The sequence below is a fragment of the Actinomadura viridis genome (genome assembly GCF_015751755.1).
Classification (GTDB): Bacteria; Actinomycetota; Actinomycetes; order Streptosporangiales; family Streptosporangiaceae; genus Spirillospora; species Spirillospora viridis.
In genome coordinates this window covers 172,761-186,879 of the sequence record NZ_JADOUA010000001.1, presented here as the reverse complement: position 1 = coordinate 186,879, position 14,119 = coordinate 172,761, and the positions used below count along the sequence as shown (strand labels likewise).

At 71.8% G+C, this 14,119-nt stretch carries 13 protein-coding genes; 9 read left to right on the top strand and 4 right to left on the bottom strand.

Features of this window, described 5'->3' with window-relative positions; translation table 11 throughout:
- Positions 1 to 106 precede the first annotated feature (106 nt).
- A complete protein-coding gene (locus IW256_RS00765) occupies positions 107 to 970 on the top strand; it encodes a helix-turn-helix transcriptional regulator (RefSeq protein WP_197009098.1) in 864 nt (287 codons plus the stop codon).
- Between the two features lie 227 nt (positions 971 to 1,197).
- Here IW256_RS00765 and IW256_RS00760 read toward each other — a convergent pair whose 3' ends face one another.
- The 3 genes from IW256_RS00760 to IW256_RS00750 are packed head-to-tail and all read right to left on the bottom strand — an operon-like array spanning position 1,198 to position 3,457.
- A complete protein-coding gene (locus IW256_RS00760) occupies positions 1,198 to 2,088 on the bottom strand; it encodes an SDR family oxidoreductase (protein ID WP_197009097.1) in 891 nt (296 codons plus the stop codon).
- Between the two features lie 23 nt (positions 2,089 to 2,111).
- A complete protein-coding gene (locus IW256_RS00755; protein WP_197009096.1) occupies positions 2,112 to 2,651 on the bottom strand; it encodes a DUF1097 domain-containing protein in 540 nt (179 codons plus the stop codon).
- Positions 2,652 to 2,698: 47 nt separating this feature from the next.
- Positions 2,699 to 3,457 carry an SDR family oxidoreductase gene (locus IW256_RS00750; protein ID WP_197009095.1) on the bottom strand — a complete coding sequence of 253 codons (759 nt, stop codon included), beginning with the start codon at positions 3,455 to 3,457 and terminating at the stop codon, positions 2,699 to 2,701.
- A gap of 235 nt (positions 3,458 to 3,692) precedes the next feature.
- Between IW256_RS00750 and IW256_RS00745 the strand changes: the two genes are divergently transcribed.
- The 7 genes from IW256_RS00745 (at position 3,693) to IW256_RS00715 (ending at position 11,420) form a co-directional block, all read left to right on the top strand.
- Complete coding sequence (locus IW256_RS00745) at positions 3,693 to 4,583, top strand: helix-turn-helix transcriptional regulator (RefSeq protein WP_197009094.1); 891 nt, start codon at positions 3,693 to 3,695, stop codon at positions 4,581 to 4,583.
- A gap of 371 nt (positions 4,584 to 4,954) precedes the next feature.
- Positions 4,955 to 6,082 carry an MFS transporter gene (locus IW256_RS00740; RefSeq protein ID WP_307828689.1) on the top strand — a complete coding sequence of 376 codons (1,128 nt, stop codon included), beginning with the start codon at positions 4,955 to 4,957 and terminating at the stop codon, positions 6,080 to 6,082.
- 98 nt (positions 6,083 to 6,180) lie between these two features.
- Entirely contained in the window at positions 6,181 to 7,692 is a 1,512-nt protein-coding gene (locus IW256_RS00735; protein ID WP_197009092.1) for an ABC transporter substrate-binding protein, read from the top strand.
- Complete coding sequence (locus IW256_RS00730) at positions 7,689 to 8,612, top strand: ABC transporter permease (protein ID WP_197009091.1); 924 nt, start codon at positions 7,689 to 7,691, stop codon at positions 8,610 to 8,612. Before IW256_RS00735 ends, IW256_RS00730 begins: the two co-directional genes overlap by 4 nt.
- A complete protein-coding gene (locus IW256_RS00725; protein ID WP_197009090.1) occupies positions 8,609 to 9,424 on the top strand; it encodes an ABC transporter permease subunit in 816 nt (271 codons plus the stop codon). Before IW256_RS00730 ends, IW256_RS00725 begins: the two co-directional genes overlap by 4 nt.
- Entirely contained in the window at positions 9,424 to 10,896 is a 1,473-nt protein-coding gene (locus IW256_RS00720; RefSeq protein ID WP_197009089.1) for an ABC transporter ATP-binding protein, read from the top strand. The genes IW256_RS00725 and IW256_RS00720 overlap by 1 nt, the downstream gene beginning before the upstream one ends.
- On the top strand, positions 10,893 to 11,420 hold the full coding sequence (locus IW256_RS00715; RefSeq protein WP_307828688.1) for a GNAT family N-acetyltransferase: 528 nt from the start codon (positions 10,893 to 10,895) through the stop codon (positions 11,418 to 11,420). Before IW256_RS00720 ends, IW256_RS00715 begins: the two co-directional genes overlap by 4 nt.
- Before the next feature lie 26 nt (positions 11,421 to 11,446).
- On the opposite strand, the gene IW256_RS00710 is transcribed toward IW256_RS00715, so the two are convergent.
- Positions 11,447 to 12,721 (bottom strand): MFS transporter, encoded by a 1,275-nt coding sequence (locus IW256_RS00710; protein ID WP_420535376.1) that lies wholly within the window; start codon positions 12,719 to 12,721, stop codon positions 11,447 to 11,449.
- A gap of 229 nt (positions 12,722 to 12,950) precedes the next feature.
- Between IW256_RS00710 and IW256_RS00705 the strand changes: the two genes are divergently transcribed.
- Entirely contained in the window at positions 12,951 to 13,853 is a 903-nt protein-coding gene (locus tag IW256_RS00705; RefSeq protein WP_197009087.1) for a LysR family transcriptional regulator, read from the top strand.
- Positions 13,854 to 14,119: the final 266 nt, after the last annotated feature.

Genomic DNA, 14,119 nt, shown 5'->3' with positions numbered 1-14,119 from the left:
CGTCATTCCCACCGAACATGAGACGCCCGGTGTGGCCACGAGCGCTGTCATGACGTGCCCTGACAGGGCACCCCTCGGCAGCGCCGACCCGCCTTACGCTCGATGTATGGACAACCGTCACCAGGTGCGCGAGTTCCTCATGTCGCGACGCGCCAAGGTCACCCCCGCGCAGGCGGGGCTGCCCGCCGGGCAGGGCCGCCGGGTGCCCGGGTTGCGCCGCGGCGAGGTCGCGATGCTCGCCGGCGTGAGCGTGGAGTACTACTCACGGCTCGAACGAGGCGCCATCCGGGGCGCGTCCGCCGCCGTTCTGAACGCCGTCGCCGACACCCTGCGGCTCGACGACGCCGAACGGGCGCACCTGTTCCACCTGGCCCGCACCGCCGACGACATCCCCGCCTCCGGGCGGCGCCGCCGGGCGACGAACCCGGCCACGGTAGGCCCCGGTCTCGCCTGGACGCTGGAAGCGATCACCGGCGCCGTCGCCTTCGTCCGCAACCCCCGGACGGACGTCCTGGCCACCAACGCCCTCGGCCGGGCGTTCTACTCACCACTGATCGGCGACGCCGGACGCGTCCCGAACCTGGCGCGGTTCCTGTTCCTCGACCCCGCCTCGCGCGACTTCTACCCCGACTGGGACCGCTTCGCGCAGATGAGCGTGGCGATCATCCGCGCCGAGGCCGGACGCGACCCCCACGACCGCGGCCTGCGGGACCTCGTGGGCGAACTCTCCACCCACAGCCAGACGTTCCGCAGGCTGTGGGGCGCCCACGACGTGCACATCCTCGGCGCCGGTACCAAGCGCTTCCACCACCCCGAGGTCGGCGAACTCGTCCTCGCCCACGAAGAACTCGCCATCACCGCCGAACCCGGCCTGATGCTCATGATCTACACCGCCGAACCCGGGTCGGCATCCGCCGAACGACTCCGCCTCCTGGGCTCCCTCGCCACCGACGCCACTTCCACCGCGTGAACCGGCAACGCCGCCAGATCCGCCGAGTCGTTGTCGCCACCCACGGTTCCCCGGTCCCGGCTACGGCAGGTCGCCGTTCCTTCCCGGTCGACCACCGCGGGCATGGCCTGCCTCGTTACCAGGGTTGGCTCAGTGACGGGCAGATGCCGCGGTAGTCGATGCCGGGTGGGACGTACTGGGGCCGTCCGGCGCCGGTGAGCACTCACCGGCGCCGCGCGGCCGGACGCCTACTCCCGCCGGGGGCGAAGCAGTTCCCCGAAGCCCATCCGGGTGACGAACCCTTCCCGAGTCTGGCGCGCGATCTCGTTGACCTCCTCGACGCCTGAGTCGGTGAAGTCGACGACACTGCGCATGGGCTTGTCACCGAATGGCAGGGCCAGAATGCGCGCGATCTCGTCGGCCACGGGAACCGGGCTCGGCTCGACGCCGGGCACGAACAGGCTCTCGGTCGCCGCTTCGTTCCGGGCGACCAGCGGGTCGAGCATCGCGTACGCCTGGGCGACCGCCGTGTCACCGGCCCGGCCGGCGTTGGGAAAGTGCTGCGTGCCCTGCGTGATCGCGCCGGGCATGACGATCGTGGTCTCGATGCCGAACGGGTTCGTCTCGTACGAGGTGACCACGGCGAGCGCGTCGAAGGCCACCTTCGACGCGACGTACGGGCCGAGGAAGGGCGGGGTGGTGACGCCGATGGTACTGCCGACGTACAGCAGCGTTCCGGCACGCCGCTCGCGCATGTGCGGCAGGACGGCCCGGTTGACCCGGTGCGCGCCGATCGCGTTGACGTCGAAGAGGTCTTCGATGTCCTCGGGAGTGAACGCCTCGACGTAGCCGACGCACAGGTGCCCGGCGTTGTGGACGACCACATCGAGCCGGCCGGCGTCGTCCAGGATCGTGGCGACCGCGGCCTCGGCCGACCGTTCGCCGGTGACGTCCAGTTCGACCACCCGCAGATCCACCCCGTCACGTACGGCGAGGTCCCGCAGTTCCGCGGCGTGGTCGGCGTCCCGTCCCGCCGGGTCGCGCATGCTGGCGTACACGGTGTGGCCGTCGCCGGCGAGCCTGCGGGCGGTGACGTTACCGATGCCGGTGGCGGCACCGGTGATCAGGGTGACGGACATGTGGTCCTCCTTGTCGATGGGTGTCACGCGGCTGCGAAGCGGCTCTGCAACCGCTGGCACACGAACCCGGCGATCGCGCCGATCGCGGTGGCCGCGACGAGTGCGAGCAGGCCGGTCGGGATCTCCTCCGGGTGGGCCGCGAAGAACGCGATCAGGCCCAGGAACCAGGCGAGCATGTTGTTGACGACCGGTGCCGTTCGCAGCCCGACCACGACGACGGCCAGGACGAAGACGGTCAGCGGCAGCGCGGCGTGCCCGGCCGTCGGCACGAGCGCCTCGACCGACAGCCGGCCCAGAACGGCCAGCACCAGGCCGAGCCACAGGCAGACGACGGCGTGCACTCCTTGAGTGAGCGATTGGGGCCGTGTGAACCAGGCGACCCAGCCGGCGAACATCGCCCACGGCTCCAACGACAGCGACTCGCTGGCGAACGCCGCCGCGGCGGCGACGACGCCGGCGATGGCCGTGAAGACGACGAACCGGCCGTGCGTGGAGCCCGCCGCGGGCAGTGGCGTAGAAGCGGCGGCGGAGGAGTTCGGTGGAACGGTGCGCTCGTGCGGCATGAGGCTGTCTCCTTTGTCCGGAAGGCCGTTGGGAACGCGGTGGCGGGTCAGGCGGCGCCGCCGTTGGTGAACAGCACCTGGCCGTTGACCCAGCGGGCGGGACCGGCCAGGAACGCGACGCTCTCGGCGATGTCCTCCGGTTCGCCCAGACGTTGCATCGGTGCCATGCCGGCGATCCGGTCGATCACCTCCGGCGGCTTGCCCTGGAGGAACAACGGGGTGGCGGTCGGGCCCGGCGCGACGGCGTTGACCGTGATGTCCCGGCCGCGCAGCTCACGGGCCAGGATGAGCGTCATCGCCTCGACCGCGCCCTTGGAGGCCGCGTAGCCCGCGTAACCGGGCAACTGCAGCCGGGTCACCGAGGTGGAGAAGGTGATGAGTGCGCCGCCTGGGCGCAGCCTGCGCGCGGCCTGCGCGCAGACGAGGAAGGTGCCCCGCACGTTCGTGCGGTGCATCCGGTCGAAGTCGGCGATCGACATCTCCGCCAGGGGCGCCAGCAGCATGATCCCGGCGGTGTGCACGACGACGTCGACCCCGCCGAACTCCTGCTCGGCTCGCTCGAACAGCGCCTCCACCGCCGCCTCGTCGGTGATGTCCGCGCTCACCGCGACGGCCTTGCCGCCCGCGCTGGTGATCGCGTCGACGGTCCGCTGCGCGCGCTCCTTGTTGCCCGCGAAGTGCACCAGCACCGCCATCCCGTCCGCGGCCAGCCGCAGCGCGCTGGCGCGGCCGATGCCACCGGACCCGCCGGTGACGACGGCGACCCTGGGTACCGGGGCGTTCGCCGGTCCACCGTTCGTGGTCATCGCATGGTCTCCTTCCTTCCGGAGGAAGCGACGGCCGATGCCGCCGCACCAGCGAGTCTTCGACCTCCCCGCCGGACCAGCCACGCCCTGCCGGTCCGTGCCTGACCGGACGGTGCCAGGGGACGGCGAGCACCCCGACGGCTCGCGCGGTATCCCCGGATCGGCGGTCCGTGGTCAGGACGGGGCGATGGCGGGACAATCACACATGCCGGCCGAACCGGATCGAGGGGATGTCGTGGAACGCGTGGAACTCGGCGCCTACCTGCGCAGCCGACGCGAGAAGCTGAAGCCCGCCGACGTCGGCCTGATCACCGCCGGCCGGCGCCGCACGCCCGGCCTGCGGCGCGACGAGGTGGCGCTGCTGGCCAACATGTCGACCGACTACTACGAACGCATCGAGCAGGCACGCGGCCCGCGCCCGTCGGCGACGACGCTGGGCGCCATCGCCCGGGCCCTGCGTCTGACCCCCGACGAACGCGATCACATCTACCTGCTGGCCGGGCAGACGCCGCCGCAGGCGAACATCGACTCGCGGTACGCCGAGCCCGGTCTGATGTGCATCCTGGACGCGCTCGCGCCCACGGTGCCGGCGCTGGTCTGCGACAACCTGTACACGATCCTCGCGCAGAACCCGCTCAACGTGGCGCTGCTCGGCCCGCTCGCGGTCACCGAGGGCCGGAACGGCAATTTCCTGTGGCGCTGGTTCACCGACCCCGAGTGGCGATCGCGCTACCTCGCCGAAGGCCACGAGCCCCTCGGCCGCCACTACGTCGCCGATCTGCGCGCCACCGTGGCCCGGCGCGGCCAGGACGCGTTCGCCAGGCGGTTCGTCTCCGCGCTGTGCACGCGGAGCGCCGAGTTCCGGCGCATCTGGGAGCGGCGTGACGTCGCCGTCCGCAAGTCCGTCCGGAAGGTGATCCTGCACCCCGAGGTCGGCCGGCTGGACCTGGAGTGCGACGCGGTCGTCAGCCCGCCGTCCGGTCAGCGGCTCGTGCTCTTCCGTCCCCAGCCGGGCACCGGTACCGCCGAACGCCTCGAGATGCTGGGCGTCGTGGGCACCGAGATCTTCGCCCGCGACCCCGCGGCCACCACGGCGGACCGGCCCCGCGAATCATCGGTCACCTGACCATGGTGCGCCGCTTCCCGGCCTGGCCTCGCTCTCGGCGTTGGCAGGGTCCTGGACGGCGCGGCCTCGCCGGTCCGTAGGGAAGAGAAGACGGCATCGCGACATCCCGGTGCCTGGCCGGCGGTCCGGACACGCCGTCACGGCGTCACCCTCGGCGCGTTCCGCCGCTCGTCGTGATGCCCACACCCTCGCGGATTGATAACCGTTTCCATTATCGTTAGCATGCCATCGCTTTGGTCTGAGATGCCGGACAAGGGGGCGAGTGCCCGGAAAGGGGCGGTATGCGACATCCGTGGCCGGTGCCTCGCCGCCCGCGAGATCGGCGCGTCACAAAGGCCGGACGCGAGCGCGGCGAAGCGGCCGCTCTCCCTGTGGCGGTGCGGTTGCTGCTGGTCAACCAGTACGGCGTCAACGTGGGCTTCTACCTGCTGGTCCCCTATCTGGCCGCGCACATGACCGGGGACCTGGGCATGTCGGCCGCGGCGGCGGCACTGGTCCTGGGCGTCCGCAACCTGGCTCAGCAAGGTCTGTTCCCCGTCGGCGGGACGGCGGCGGACCGGCTGGGGGCGCGCCGTGTGATCATCGCGGGTTGCGGGCTGCGCGCGGTCGGGTTCGGGCTGTTCGCGCTCGGCGACGGGCCGGCCGTCCTGATGGGCGCGGCGGTGCTCAGCGGGTTGGCGGGGGCGCTGTTCAATCCCGCCGTACGGGCCTATATCGCGGTGGAGGCTCCGGACCGGGCTCGGGCGTTCGCGCTGTTCAACGTGTTCGCGCAGGCGGGGGCGCTGTGCGGACCGGTGCTGGGCGCGGTGCTGCTGCTCGTCGGCTTCCGCACCGTCGCGGTGACCGCCGCGCTGATCTTCCTCGTCCTCACCGCCGCCCAGGCGGTGGCGCTGCCCGCGCGGGAGGTTCCGCCGAGCGGCGGCTCGGTGCTGGGCGACTGGCGGGCGTGTCTGGGCGATCGGCGCTTCCTGGCGTTCGCGTTCGCGCTGAGCGGGATGTACGCGCTGCAGAACCAGCTCTACCTGGTGCTCCCGCTGGAGGCCGAGCGTACGACCGGCAGGCCGGAGGCGGTGGCGGCGGTGTTCGTGATCGCGACCGTGGCCACGCTGGTGTCACAGGTGCCGCTCACCCGGTTCCTCGACCGTCCGGCGCGGCGGCCGCACGCCATCACGGGCGGGCTGGCGGTGATGGGCCTGGGGTTCCTGGCGCCCGCGTTCCTGCCGGGCCCCGCTCCAGTGGTGGTGGCCGTGCTCGGGCTGGCGGTGGGCGTGATGATGGCGCAGCCGTTCGTGTACGACCGGGTCGGCTCGTACGGCGGGCCGGACCGGGCCGGGACGTACTTCGGGATGTTCTACCTGGTCTCCGGGATCGTCGCCGCCGCGAGCACCGTCGTCATCGGGTGGGCCGGACCGCGCGGACCGCTGGTGTGCGCGGCCGTCGGGCTGGCGTGCGCGGGCGGAGCCGCCGCGCTCGCCCGGCGCTCGCCCGATCCCCCGTGAACCCCGCTCCCGCTCTTCCCGGCGTCCGGTGCCCACCGGCGCGCTGCCGTCCCGGCGCGGTCGTCGCGCCGGCGCTTCTTCGAAGGAGATCGTCACTCATGCGAAACCAGCTCAGCCGTCGCGGGTTCCTCGGTGCCACCGCGGGCGCGGTCCTGCTCGCCGGATGCGGAACGGGGGCGGGGTCCGGTCCGGGCGGCGGGAGGCTGCGCGCGGCGTTCTCGGGCGGCGGCGCCACCGAGGTCCTCGACCCGCACAAGGCGAACCTGTTCGTGGAGGCAGCGCGGTCGAAGGCCATGTTCGACAAGCTCGCCGACCTGGGCGATGACGTCGCGCCGCGGCCGCGGCTGGCCGAGCGGTGGGAGCCGAGCGAGGACCTGCGGACGTGGCGCGTCTCGCTGCGCCGGGCGACCTTCCACGACGGTCGGCCCGTACGGGCACAGGATGTGCTGGCCAGCTACGCGCGGATCCTGGATCCGAAGGGCGGTTTCCGGGCCCGTTCCAGCCTGGCGCTGATCGACCTGCGGGCCAGCAAGGCCGTGGACGACCGCACCGTGGAGTTCGGGTTGAAGCGGCCTTTCGCGGAGTTTCCCAATGTTCTGGCGGCGTTCGGCGCGTACATCGTCCCCGAGGACCTGCGCGACTTCTCCAAGCCGGTCGGCTCCGGGCCGTTCCGGTTCAAGTCCTGGACGCCCGGACGGTCGGTGGTGCTCACCGGCTACGACGGCTACTGGGAGGGCGCGCCGAACGTCGAGGAGCTGGAGTTCCTGATCGCCAACGAGGAGTCGGCACGGATCAACGCGCTGCTGGGCGGGCAGGTGGAGTACGCCCACGACGTCTCCCCCGCCGCCGCGCGCCAGCACCGCTCCCGCGCCCGGTTCGTGCACTCTCCCAACAGCAACACGCAGGCGTTCGCGATGAAGGTGGACCGGCCGCCGTTCGACGAGCGCGACCTGCGGGAGGCGATGTTCCTGCTCACCGACCGGCGGCAGCTGGTGAACACCACGATGCCCGGGGCCGGGCAGATCGGCAACGACCTGTTCGGCAAGGGCTACCTGCACTACGCGGCCGACATCCCGCAGCGCGAGCCGGACCTGGACCGTGCCAAGGCGCTGATCAGGAAAGCCGGGGCCGAAGGGGCGACGATCGAGCTGACCACGTCCCAGGCGTCGGCCGGGTTCGTGGAGGCCGCGACCGTGTTCGCCGACCAGATCCGCGCCGCCGGGCTGGACGCGAAGATCGTGACCGGAAACAAGGACACCTACTGGACGGACATCCTCAAGAAGGGCACGCTGGTCAGTTTCCGGTCCGGGGCGATGCCGATCGAGACGCACATCTCCCAGCGCCTGCTCTCGGACTCGACCACCAACGCCACGAAATGGGCCCGCCCCGAGTTCGACGTCCTCTACGACAAGGCCGTCTCCTCCACGCGGGAGCGGGACCGCCAGGACGCGTTCGGCGAGATGCAGCGGATGCTGCATGCCGAGGGCGGGCTGCTGGTCTGGGGGTTCGCCGACGGGATCGTCGCGACCTCCGAGAACCTGACCGGCGTGCGCGGCGCACCGTTCAACACCCTGGACTGGGCGCGCTTCGACAAGGTGCGGCTGGGATGACCCTGACCCGGTACACCGTACGGCGGCTGCCCCTGGCCCTGGTGCAGGTGGCGGCCGTCGCGGTCCTGATCTTCCTGCTGGTGGAGGCGCTGCCGGGGGACGCCGCGGTGGTGATCGCCGGCGACTCCCCCGATCCCGCGCGGGTCGCGCAGATCCGCGCGCAACTGGGCCTGGACCGTCCCCTGCACGAGCGGTTCGCCGACTGGGCGGCCGGGCTTGCACACCTGGACCTCGGCAGCTCCATCGTGTCCGGCCGCCGGGTGTCGGAGATCGTGCTCGGCGCGCTGGCGCCCACCGCGCTGCTGGCCGGGCTCACGCTGGCCCTGCTGGTACCGCTGGCGGTCGTCGCCGGGGTGAGCGCCGCCGTACGGGAGGGCGGGCTGCTGGATCGCGTGCTGACCTCCACCGGCGTCGCGCTGTACTCGGTCCCCGAGTTCGCCCTGGCCATGGTGCTCATCGCGGTGTTCAGCGCCTACCTGGGCTGGCTGCCGGCCACCGCGATCGGCGGGCTGGGGGCGGCCGTGCTGGTGCTGCCGCTGCTGGTGCTGCTGGCCCGGCCGCTGTCGTCCACCGGCCGGCTGGTCCGCGCCGGCATGGTCGACGCGCTGGGGTCCGGATACACCCGGCACGCCGTGCGGCTGGGCTTCTCGACGCGGCGCGCCCGCTACGCGCACGCCCTGCCGAACGCGCTGGCGCCCGCGGCGCAGCAGCTCGCCCGGACGGTGGACTGGCTGCTGGGCGGGGTCATCGTCGTCGAGGCGGTGTTCGTGATCCCGGGCCTGGGCACCGTGCTCATGGACGCGGTCGCCGACCGCGACCTGCCGGTGATCCAGGGCCTGGCGATGCTGTTCGCCGCCACGACCGTCCTGGTCAACCTGGCCGCCGACCTGGTGGCGTTCCGCCTGGTGCCGCGCGCATGAGGCGGCCGCCGATCGTGCCGCTCGTACTGGTGGCGGTCCCCCTCGTGCTCGCCGTCGCCGGGCCGTGGCTGGCGCCCGAGGCGTCCGGACGCGGGCCCGCCTTCACCACCGACGGCCTGCTCGGCACCGACTTCGCCGGACGGGACGTCTGGCGGGAGGTGCTGCTGGGTGGCCGGAACCTGATCCTGGTGGCCCTGACCGCCACCGCCGGCGCGTACCTGCTGGGCGTCCCGTGGGGGCTGGCCGCCGCGACGGCGCGGCGCGCCGCCGACGAACTGCTGATGCGCCCGCTGGACATGCTGCTGGCCGTACCGTCGCTGCTCCTGCTGACCCTGCTGGCCACCATCGGCTCCGGCACCGTCCTGGTGGGGGCGCTCGTCCTCGTCCACCTGCCCGACATCGCCCGCGTCACCCGCGCCGCCGCGCTGGATGCGGCGAACGGGACGGCGATCGAGGCGATGCGGTTGCAGGGCGAGACCCGGTGGCGCACCGGCGTGCTGTTCGTCGGCCGGTCGGCGCTGCGGACCCTGGTCACCGATGTCGGCACCCGCCTGACCGGCACCCTCTACCTGGTGGCCGCCGCCGCGTTCCTGGGCATCGGGGTCTCCCCCGACACCGCCGACTGGGCCGTGATGATCGACCGCAACCGCGACGGGCTGTTCCTCAACCCCTGGTCCGTGCTCGCCCCCGCGCTGCTGATCGTCATGCTCACGGTCGGGCTGAACCTGGCGTTCGACCGCGCCCTGGGCACGCGCCGGTACGGCCGCCGGCCGCGCCGCTCGGCGCACCTCGTCCCAGAGAGGGTGACGTGATGATCGAAGTCGTGGACCTCCGGGTCCGTTCCGCCGCCCGCACGCTCGTCGACGGGGTCGGCTTCACCGTTGCCGAGGGTCGGGTCCTGGCCCTGGTCGGGGCGTCCGGCAGCGGCAAGACCACCACCGGGCTCGCGCTGCTCGGCGAGCATCCCCCGGGCACCGAGGTCAGCGGGACGATCCGCGTCGCCGGAACCTGGCCCGCTCCACCCGGCACCGTCGGCTACATCCCGCAGCATCCCTCGTCCGTGCTCAACCCCGCCCGCAGGATCGGGCCGGTGCTCAGGGCGATCGCACGGCTGCACGGCACGCGCGTACCCGGCGCGCTCGACGCCGCGCGGCTGCCCGCGGACCGGGCGTTCCTCCGCCGTTTCCCGCACCAGCTGTCGGGCGGGCAGCAGCAGCGGCTCGTCCTGGCGCAGGCCCTGCTCACCTCCCCCAAGGTGATCGTGGCCGACGAGCCCACCACCGGCCAGGACGCCATCACCCGTGGCGAACTTGTGGAAACGCTGCGCGGGCTCGGGGTGACGCTCGTCCTCCTCAGCCACGACCTGGACGTCGTCCGCGCACTGGCCGACGAGATCGTCGTCCTGCGCGACGGCCAGATCACCGAATCGGGCCGCACCGTACTGGACGCGCCGCGTGGCGACTACGCCAGGGCCCTGGTGTCCGCCCAGCCCGATCCCGCCGCGCCCCTGACCGCCCGTTCGCTGCCGGAGGCTCCCCGACTGCGGATCTGCGACCTGACCGCCGCGTACCGGGGCCGGACCGCCGTTCACCAGGTCAGCCTCGACGTGGCCGAGGGGGAACGGCTCGGCGTCGTCGGCAGATCGGGCAGCGGGAAGACGACGCTGGCCCGCTGCGTGGCCGGGCTGCACCCCTGGACCGGCGGCGGTGTCGCCGTCGACGGCGTGCCGCTTCCCTCGCGGCCCCGGCGGCGCACCCGGGAGCACCGGACACTGGTGCAGTACGTCTTCCAGGACGCGCGGGCCTCGTTCGACCCGTGGCGGCCGGTGGACGAGCAGGTGGCGCGGACCGCCGTACGGCTGCGGGACGCCCCTCCCGGCCAGGCCCGTGCGGAGGCACTGGAGAGCCTGGAGCGCATGGGCCTGGACGCGTCGGTGGCGCGGCACCGGCCGCACCGCCTGTCCGGCGGCGAGCTCCAGCGCGCCGCCCTCGCCCGCGCCCTGCTCGCCCGGCCGCGGGTCCTCATCTGCGACGAGATCACCTCCGGCCTCGACACCCTCACCCAGGCCACCATCCTCGACCTGCTCGCCGAACTGGACCTCACCCTCGTCTTCATCAGCCACGACCTCGGGGTGGTCGCCCGGATCGCCGACCGCGTCGCCGTCGTCCACGAAGGACGCGTCGTGGAGCACGGCCCGGCCGGACAGGTCCTGCGCTCCCCCGGCCATCCCCTCACCAAGGCCCTGCTGGGCGACCACCCGACCCGAACAGGAGTCACCACGTGACCTACGAGATCCGCGATGCCCGCCCCGAGGACCTCGACGGCGCGCGCGGCGTCATGCTCGACACCTTCTACCGTGACCTCGGCTACGGCTACCGGCCCGAATGGCACCGCGACGTCATCGACCTGGAAGAGACGTACCTGCGTACGCCGCGCCACGCGCTGTTCGTCGCCGCCCGCGGCGGCCAGATCGTGGGAACGGCCGCCGTACGCGCGCAGGGCCCCCGCAACCCGCCCCACCCCGCCTGGCTCACCGAGCGCTACCCCGACCACCGCACCGCCCAGCTCTTCCGCGTGTACGTCCGCCGCGAACACCGCAGGAACGGCCTGGCCCGCGCACTGGTCGGCCGTGCTCGCGACTTCGTCGCCGCGACTCCCGGATACGAACGCCTCTATCTGCACAGCGACACCCGCAGCGACGGCGCCGAACCGTTCTGGAGATCCGTCGCGGAAGTCGTCCACGACGAGCGGGACGGCAACCCCGACCATTTCCAGACCGTCCACTACGAGATCCCGCTGCGCCCCTAGGCCGCCCCCTTCTCCGCCGCGAGCCTTCATCGCGAAGGCGGGGTGGCTTGCTCGACGGCGGCCGACGCCTCGCCGGGGACGGGGGCGGCGGCGTTGCGGCCGGTGCCGAGCGTCAGGAGCAGTGAGGCGGCGGTCAGCGCCACCGCGAACCAGACGACGCTGGTGACGCTGAGGTGGTCGGCGAACAACCCGCCGACGAGCGCGCCGATCGCGATGGAGGTGTTGTAGGCCATGGTGTTGAGCGACATGGCCGCTTCGAAGGTCTCGGGAGCGGCCGCTTGGGTCATGTTGACCTGGCACAGTTGCACGGCGCCGAAGGACAGTCCCCACAGGACCAGTGCGATGATCGCGCCGGTCGGGCCGTCGCCGACGGCCAGCAGCCACAGCAGCGAGGTCACCAGCCCCGCGCAGCCGACGATGAAGCTGCCTCTCAGGCTCTTGTTCACCGTGTATCCGGCGATGAAGTTCCCGATCGCGCCGCCCAGACCGTAGATCATCAGTACGACGGTGACGAAGCCGGACGTGGCGGACGCGTGGTGCTCCAGGAAGGGCCGCACGAAGGTGTAGGCGCCGAAGTGGCCGAGGACGAACAGGATGACGGTGATCAGGACCATGCGCAGGCGTACGTTCTTGAGCGGGAGCCCGAAGACCTCCCGTACCGGGACCGCGTTGTCCGAGGGCAGCGAGGGGATGGTGACGGCGACCGCGCAGCACACCAGCGCGCTGAGGCCGGACCAGATGAGGAAGGTGGTCCGCCAGTCGGTGGAGCTTTCCAGATAGGTCCCCAGCGGTATTCCCGCCACTGCGGCGATCGAGATGCCGGACATGACGACCGCGGCCGCCCGGGCCGCGTGGCGTTGCGGGACCAGCCGCATCGCCATGCTGACGCCGATGGCCCAGAACACTCCGTTGGCGAATCCCATGGCCAGGCGTGTCGCCAGGACCAGCGGATAGTTCGGTGACAGGGCGGTGATGAGGTTGCCCAGGGTCAGGATCACCAGAAGCACCGACAGCAGCAGGCGCCGGTCGACGCGCCTGGTCCATGCGGCGATGAACGGTACGCCCAGCCCGGCGGAGATGCCGTACAAGGTGACCATCAGCCCGGCGAGCCCGACCGATACGTGCAGACTCGCGCTCAGCGGAGTGAGCAGGCCCACGGGCATCAACTCGGTGGTAAGGAAAACGAACAGGCTGGCCGTTATGGCAGCGACCCCCAGCCATGGCCTCAAGGGCGATCGCGGGGGTGAATGGTGTGTGACCAATGTCTTCTCTCTGATCGTTTCTAGGTCGTCCGAGCGCACGACCCTCGTCGTCCGGGCGCGTTCGAGAGCCCACGGGGTGACGGCCGTGCGGACGACGCGCCGCTCAGCGAAACCACGAGGAACGATGCGCGCGTTCCAGCCGCGGACGGGTCCCGGCGCCGGACGCGCACCTCAGGGTTTCGGTCATGTGTTCCAGGTTGCGCCCACAAGCGATCATGAGTCCAATACATAGTTTTCATCGTGATCGATCGTGTTCCATGATGGCCGGATGGAGTTGCAGCAACTGAGGTATGTCGTCGCGGTAGCGGAGACCAGGAACTTCACCCGGGCGGCCGAGCGCTGCCGGGTGGTGCAGTCGGCGCTGAGTCACCAGATCGCCGCTCTCGAACGGGAACTGGGTGCTCGGCTGTTCGAGCGGACCAGCCGGCGCGTACGGCTGACGTCGGCCGGCGAGGCGTTCCTGCCCGCGGCACGGGAGTGCCTGGAGGCCGCCGACCGTGCGCGGGCCGAGGTCGCAGCCGCGACCGGGGAGATCCGCGGGCGGCTGGCCATCGGCGCCATCCCCACGGTGGCGGCCGTCGACCTGCCGCTCGCCCTGAAGGACTACAGCCGACGCCATCCGCGAGTGCACATCACGCTCACCTCAGCGGGCAGCGCCGAGCTGATCGAAGGGGTCAAGCGCAGCACCGTCGACGTCGCCTTCCTCGGCCTGCCGCCCCGCGCCGCCCCCAAGGACGTGCAGAGCCTCCGGCTGGGCGGGGGCGAACTGGTCGCCGTCGTCGCGCCTGACCACCCACGGACGGAGGACGAGGTCGACCTGCAGAGCCTGGCGGACGAGCCGTTCATCGACTTCCGCGCCGGCGCCGCCGGGCGTGTGCAGTCGGACCTGGCCTTCGCGGCCGTGGGGGTGCAACGCCACGTGCCCTTCGAGGTGTCCACCGCCGACTTCATGGTCGACCTGGTACGGCAAGGGCTCGGCGTGGGCATGCTTCCGGCGGCGTACGCGCTGCGCTTGTCCGATGTGCGCCGCATCCGTCTGCGCAACGCTCCCGCACGGGTGGAGCACATGATCTGGGACAACCGGCCGACCCCGGCCGCCGCCGCATTCGTTGATCTCATCCGCGCCGCTCAAACCGGAACCTCTCCCGGCGGCTCAGTCGACCAGGATTGACGAATACGCGCACTGAATTTCGGCAAGCCACGCCGGAGATGATCTTGAACGCCCACAAAGGCGTCCGCATCCGGCCAAGTCAGACCTTTACCGCCAAATATGGGCAAGGCGCCCGGCATACCGAACCCACTCTGACACGGCGTTTTCTCAGTGTTGCCATAGCCGGTCAGATCATTGGTCAACTTCTTCATCTTGTGCCGCATTCACCGGTGCCTCGAAGATCCAAGGCACTCGGGACATCTCACCCGGAGGCGTCCTGATCACTT

Coding starts and splice junctions, on each gene's coding strand:
- IW256_RS00765 (WP_197009098.1), top strand. CDS start 107: ATGGACAACCGTCACCAGGTGCGCGAGTTCCTCATGTCGCGACGCGCC.
- IW256_RS00760 (WP_197009097.1), bottom strand. CDS start 2,088: ATGTCCGTCACCCTGATCACCGGTGCCGCCACCGGCATCGGTAACGTC.
- IW256_RS00755 (WP_197009096.1), bottom strand. CDS start 2,651: ATGCCGCACGAGCGCACCGTTCCACCGAACTCCTCCGCCGCCGCTTCT.
- IW256_RS00750 (WP_197009095.1), bottom strand. CDS start 3,457: ATGACCACGAACGGTGGACCGGCGAACGCCCCGGTACCCAGGGTCGCC.
- IW256_RS00735 (WP_197009092.1), top strand. CDS start 6,181: ATGCGAAACCAGCTCAGCCGTCGCGGGTTCCTCGGTGCCACCGCGGGC.
- IW256_RS00730 (WP_197009091.1), top strand. CDS start 7,689: ATGACCCTGACCCGGTACACCGTACGGCGGCTGCCCCTGGCCCTGGTG.
- IW256_RS00725 (WP_197009090.1), top strand. CDS start 8,609: ATGAGGCGGCCGCCGATCGTGCCGCTCGTACTGGTGGCGGTCCCCCTC.
- IW256_RS00720 (WP_197009089.1), top strand. CDS start 9,424: ATGATCGAAGTCGTGGACCTCCGGGTCCGTTCCGCCGCCCGCACGCTC.
- IW256_RS00705 (WP_197009087.1), top strand. CDS start 12,951: ATGGAGTTGCAGCAACTGAGGTATGTCGTCGCGGTAGCGGAGACCAGG.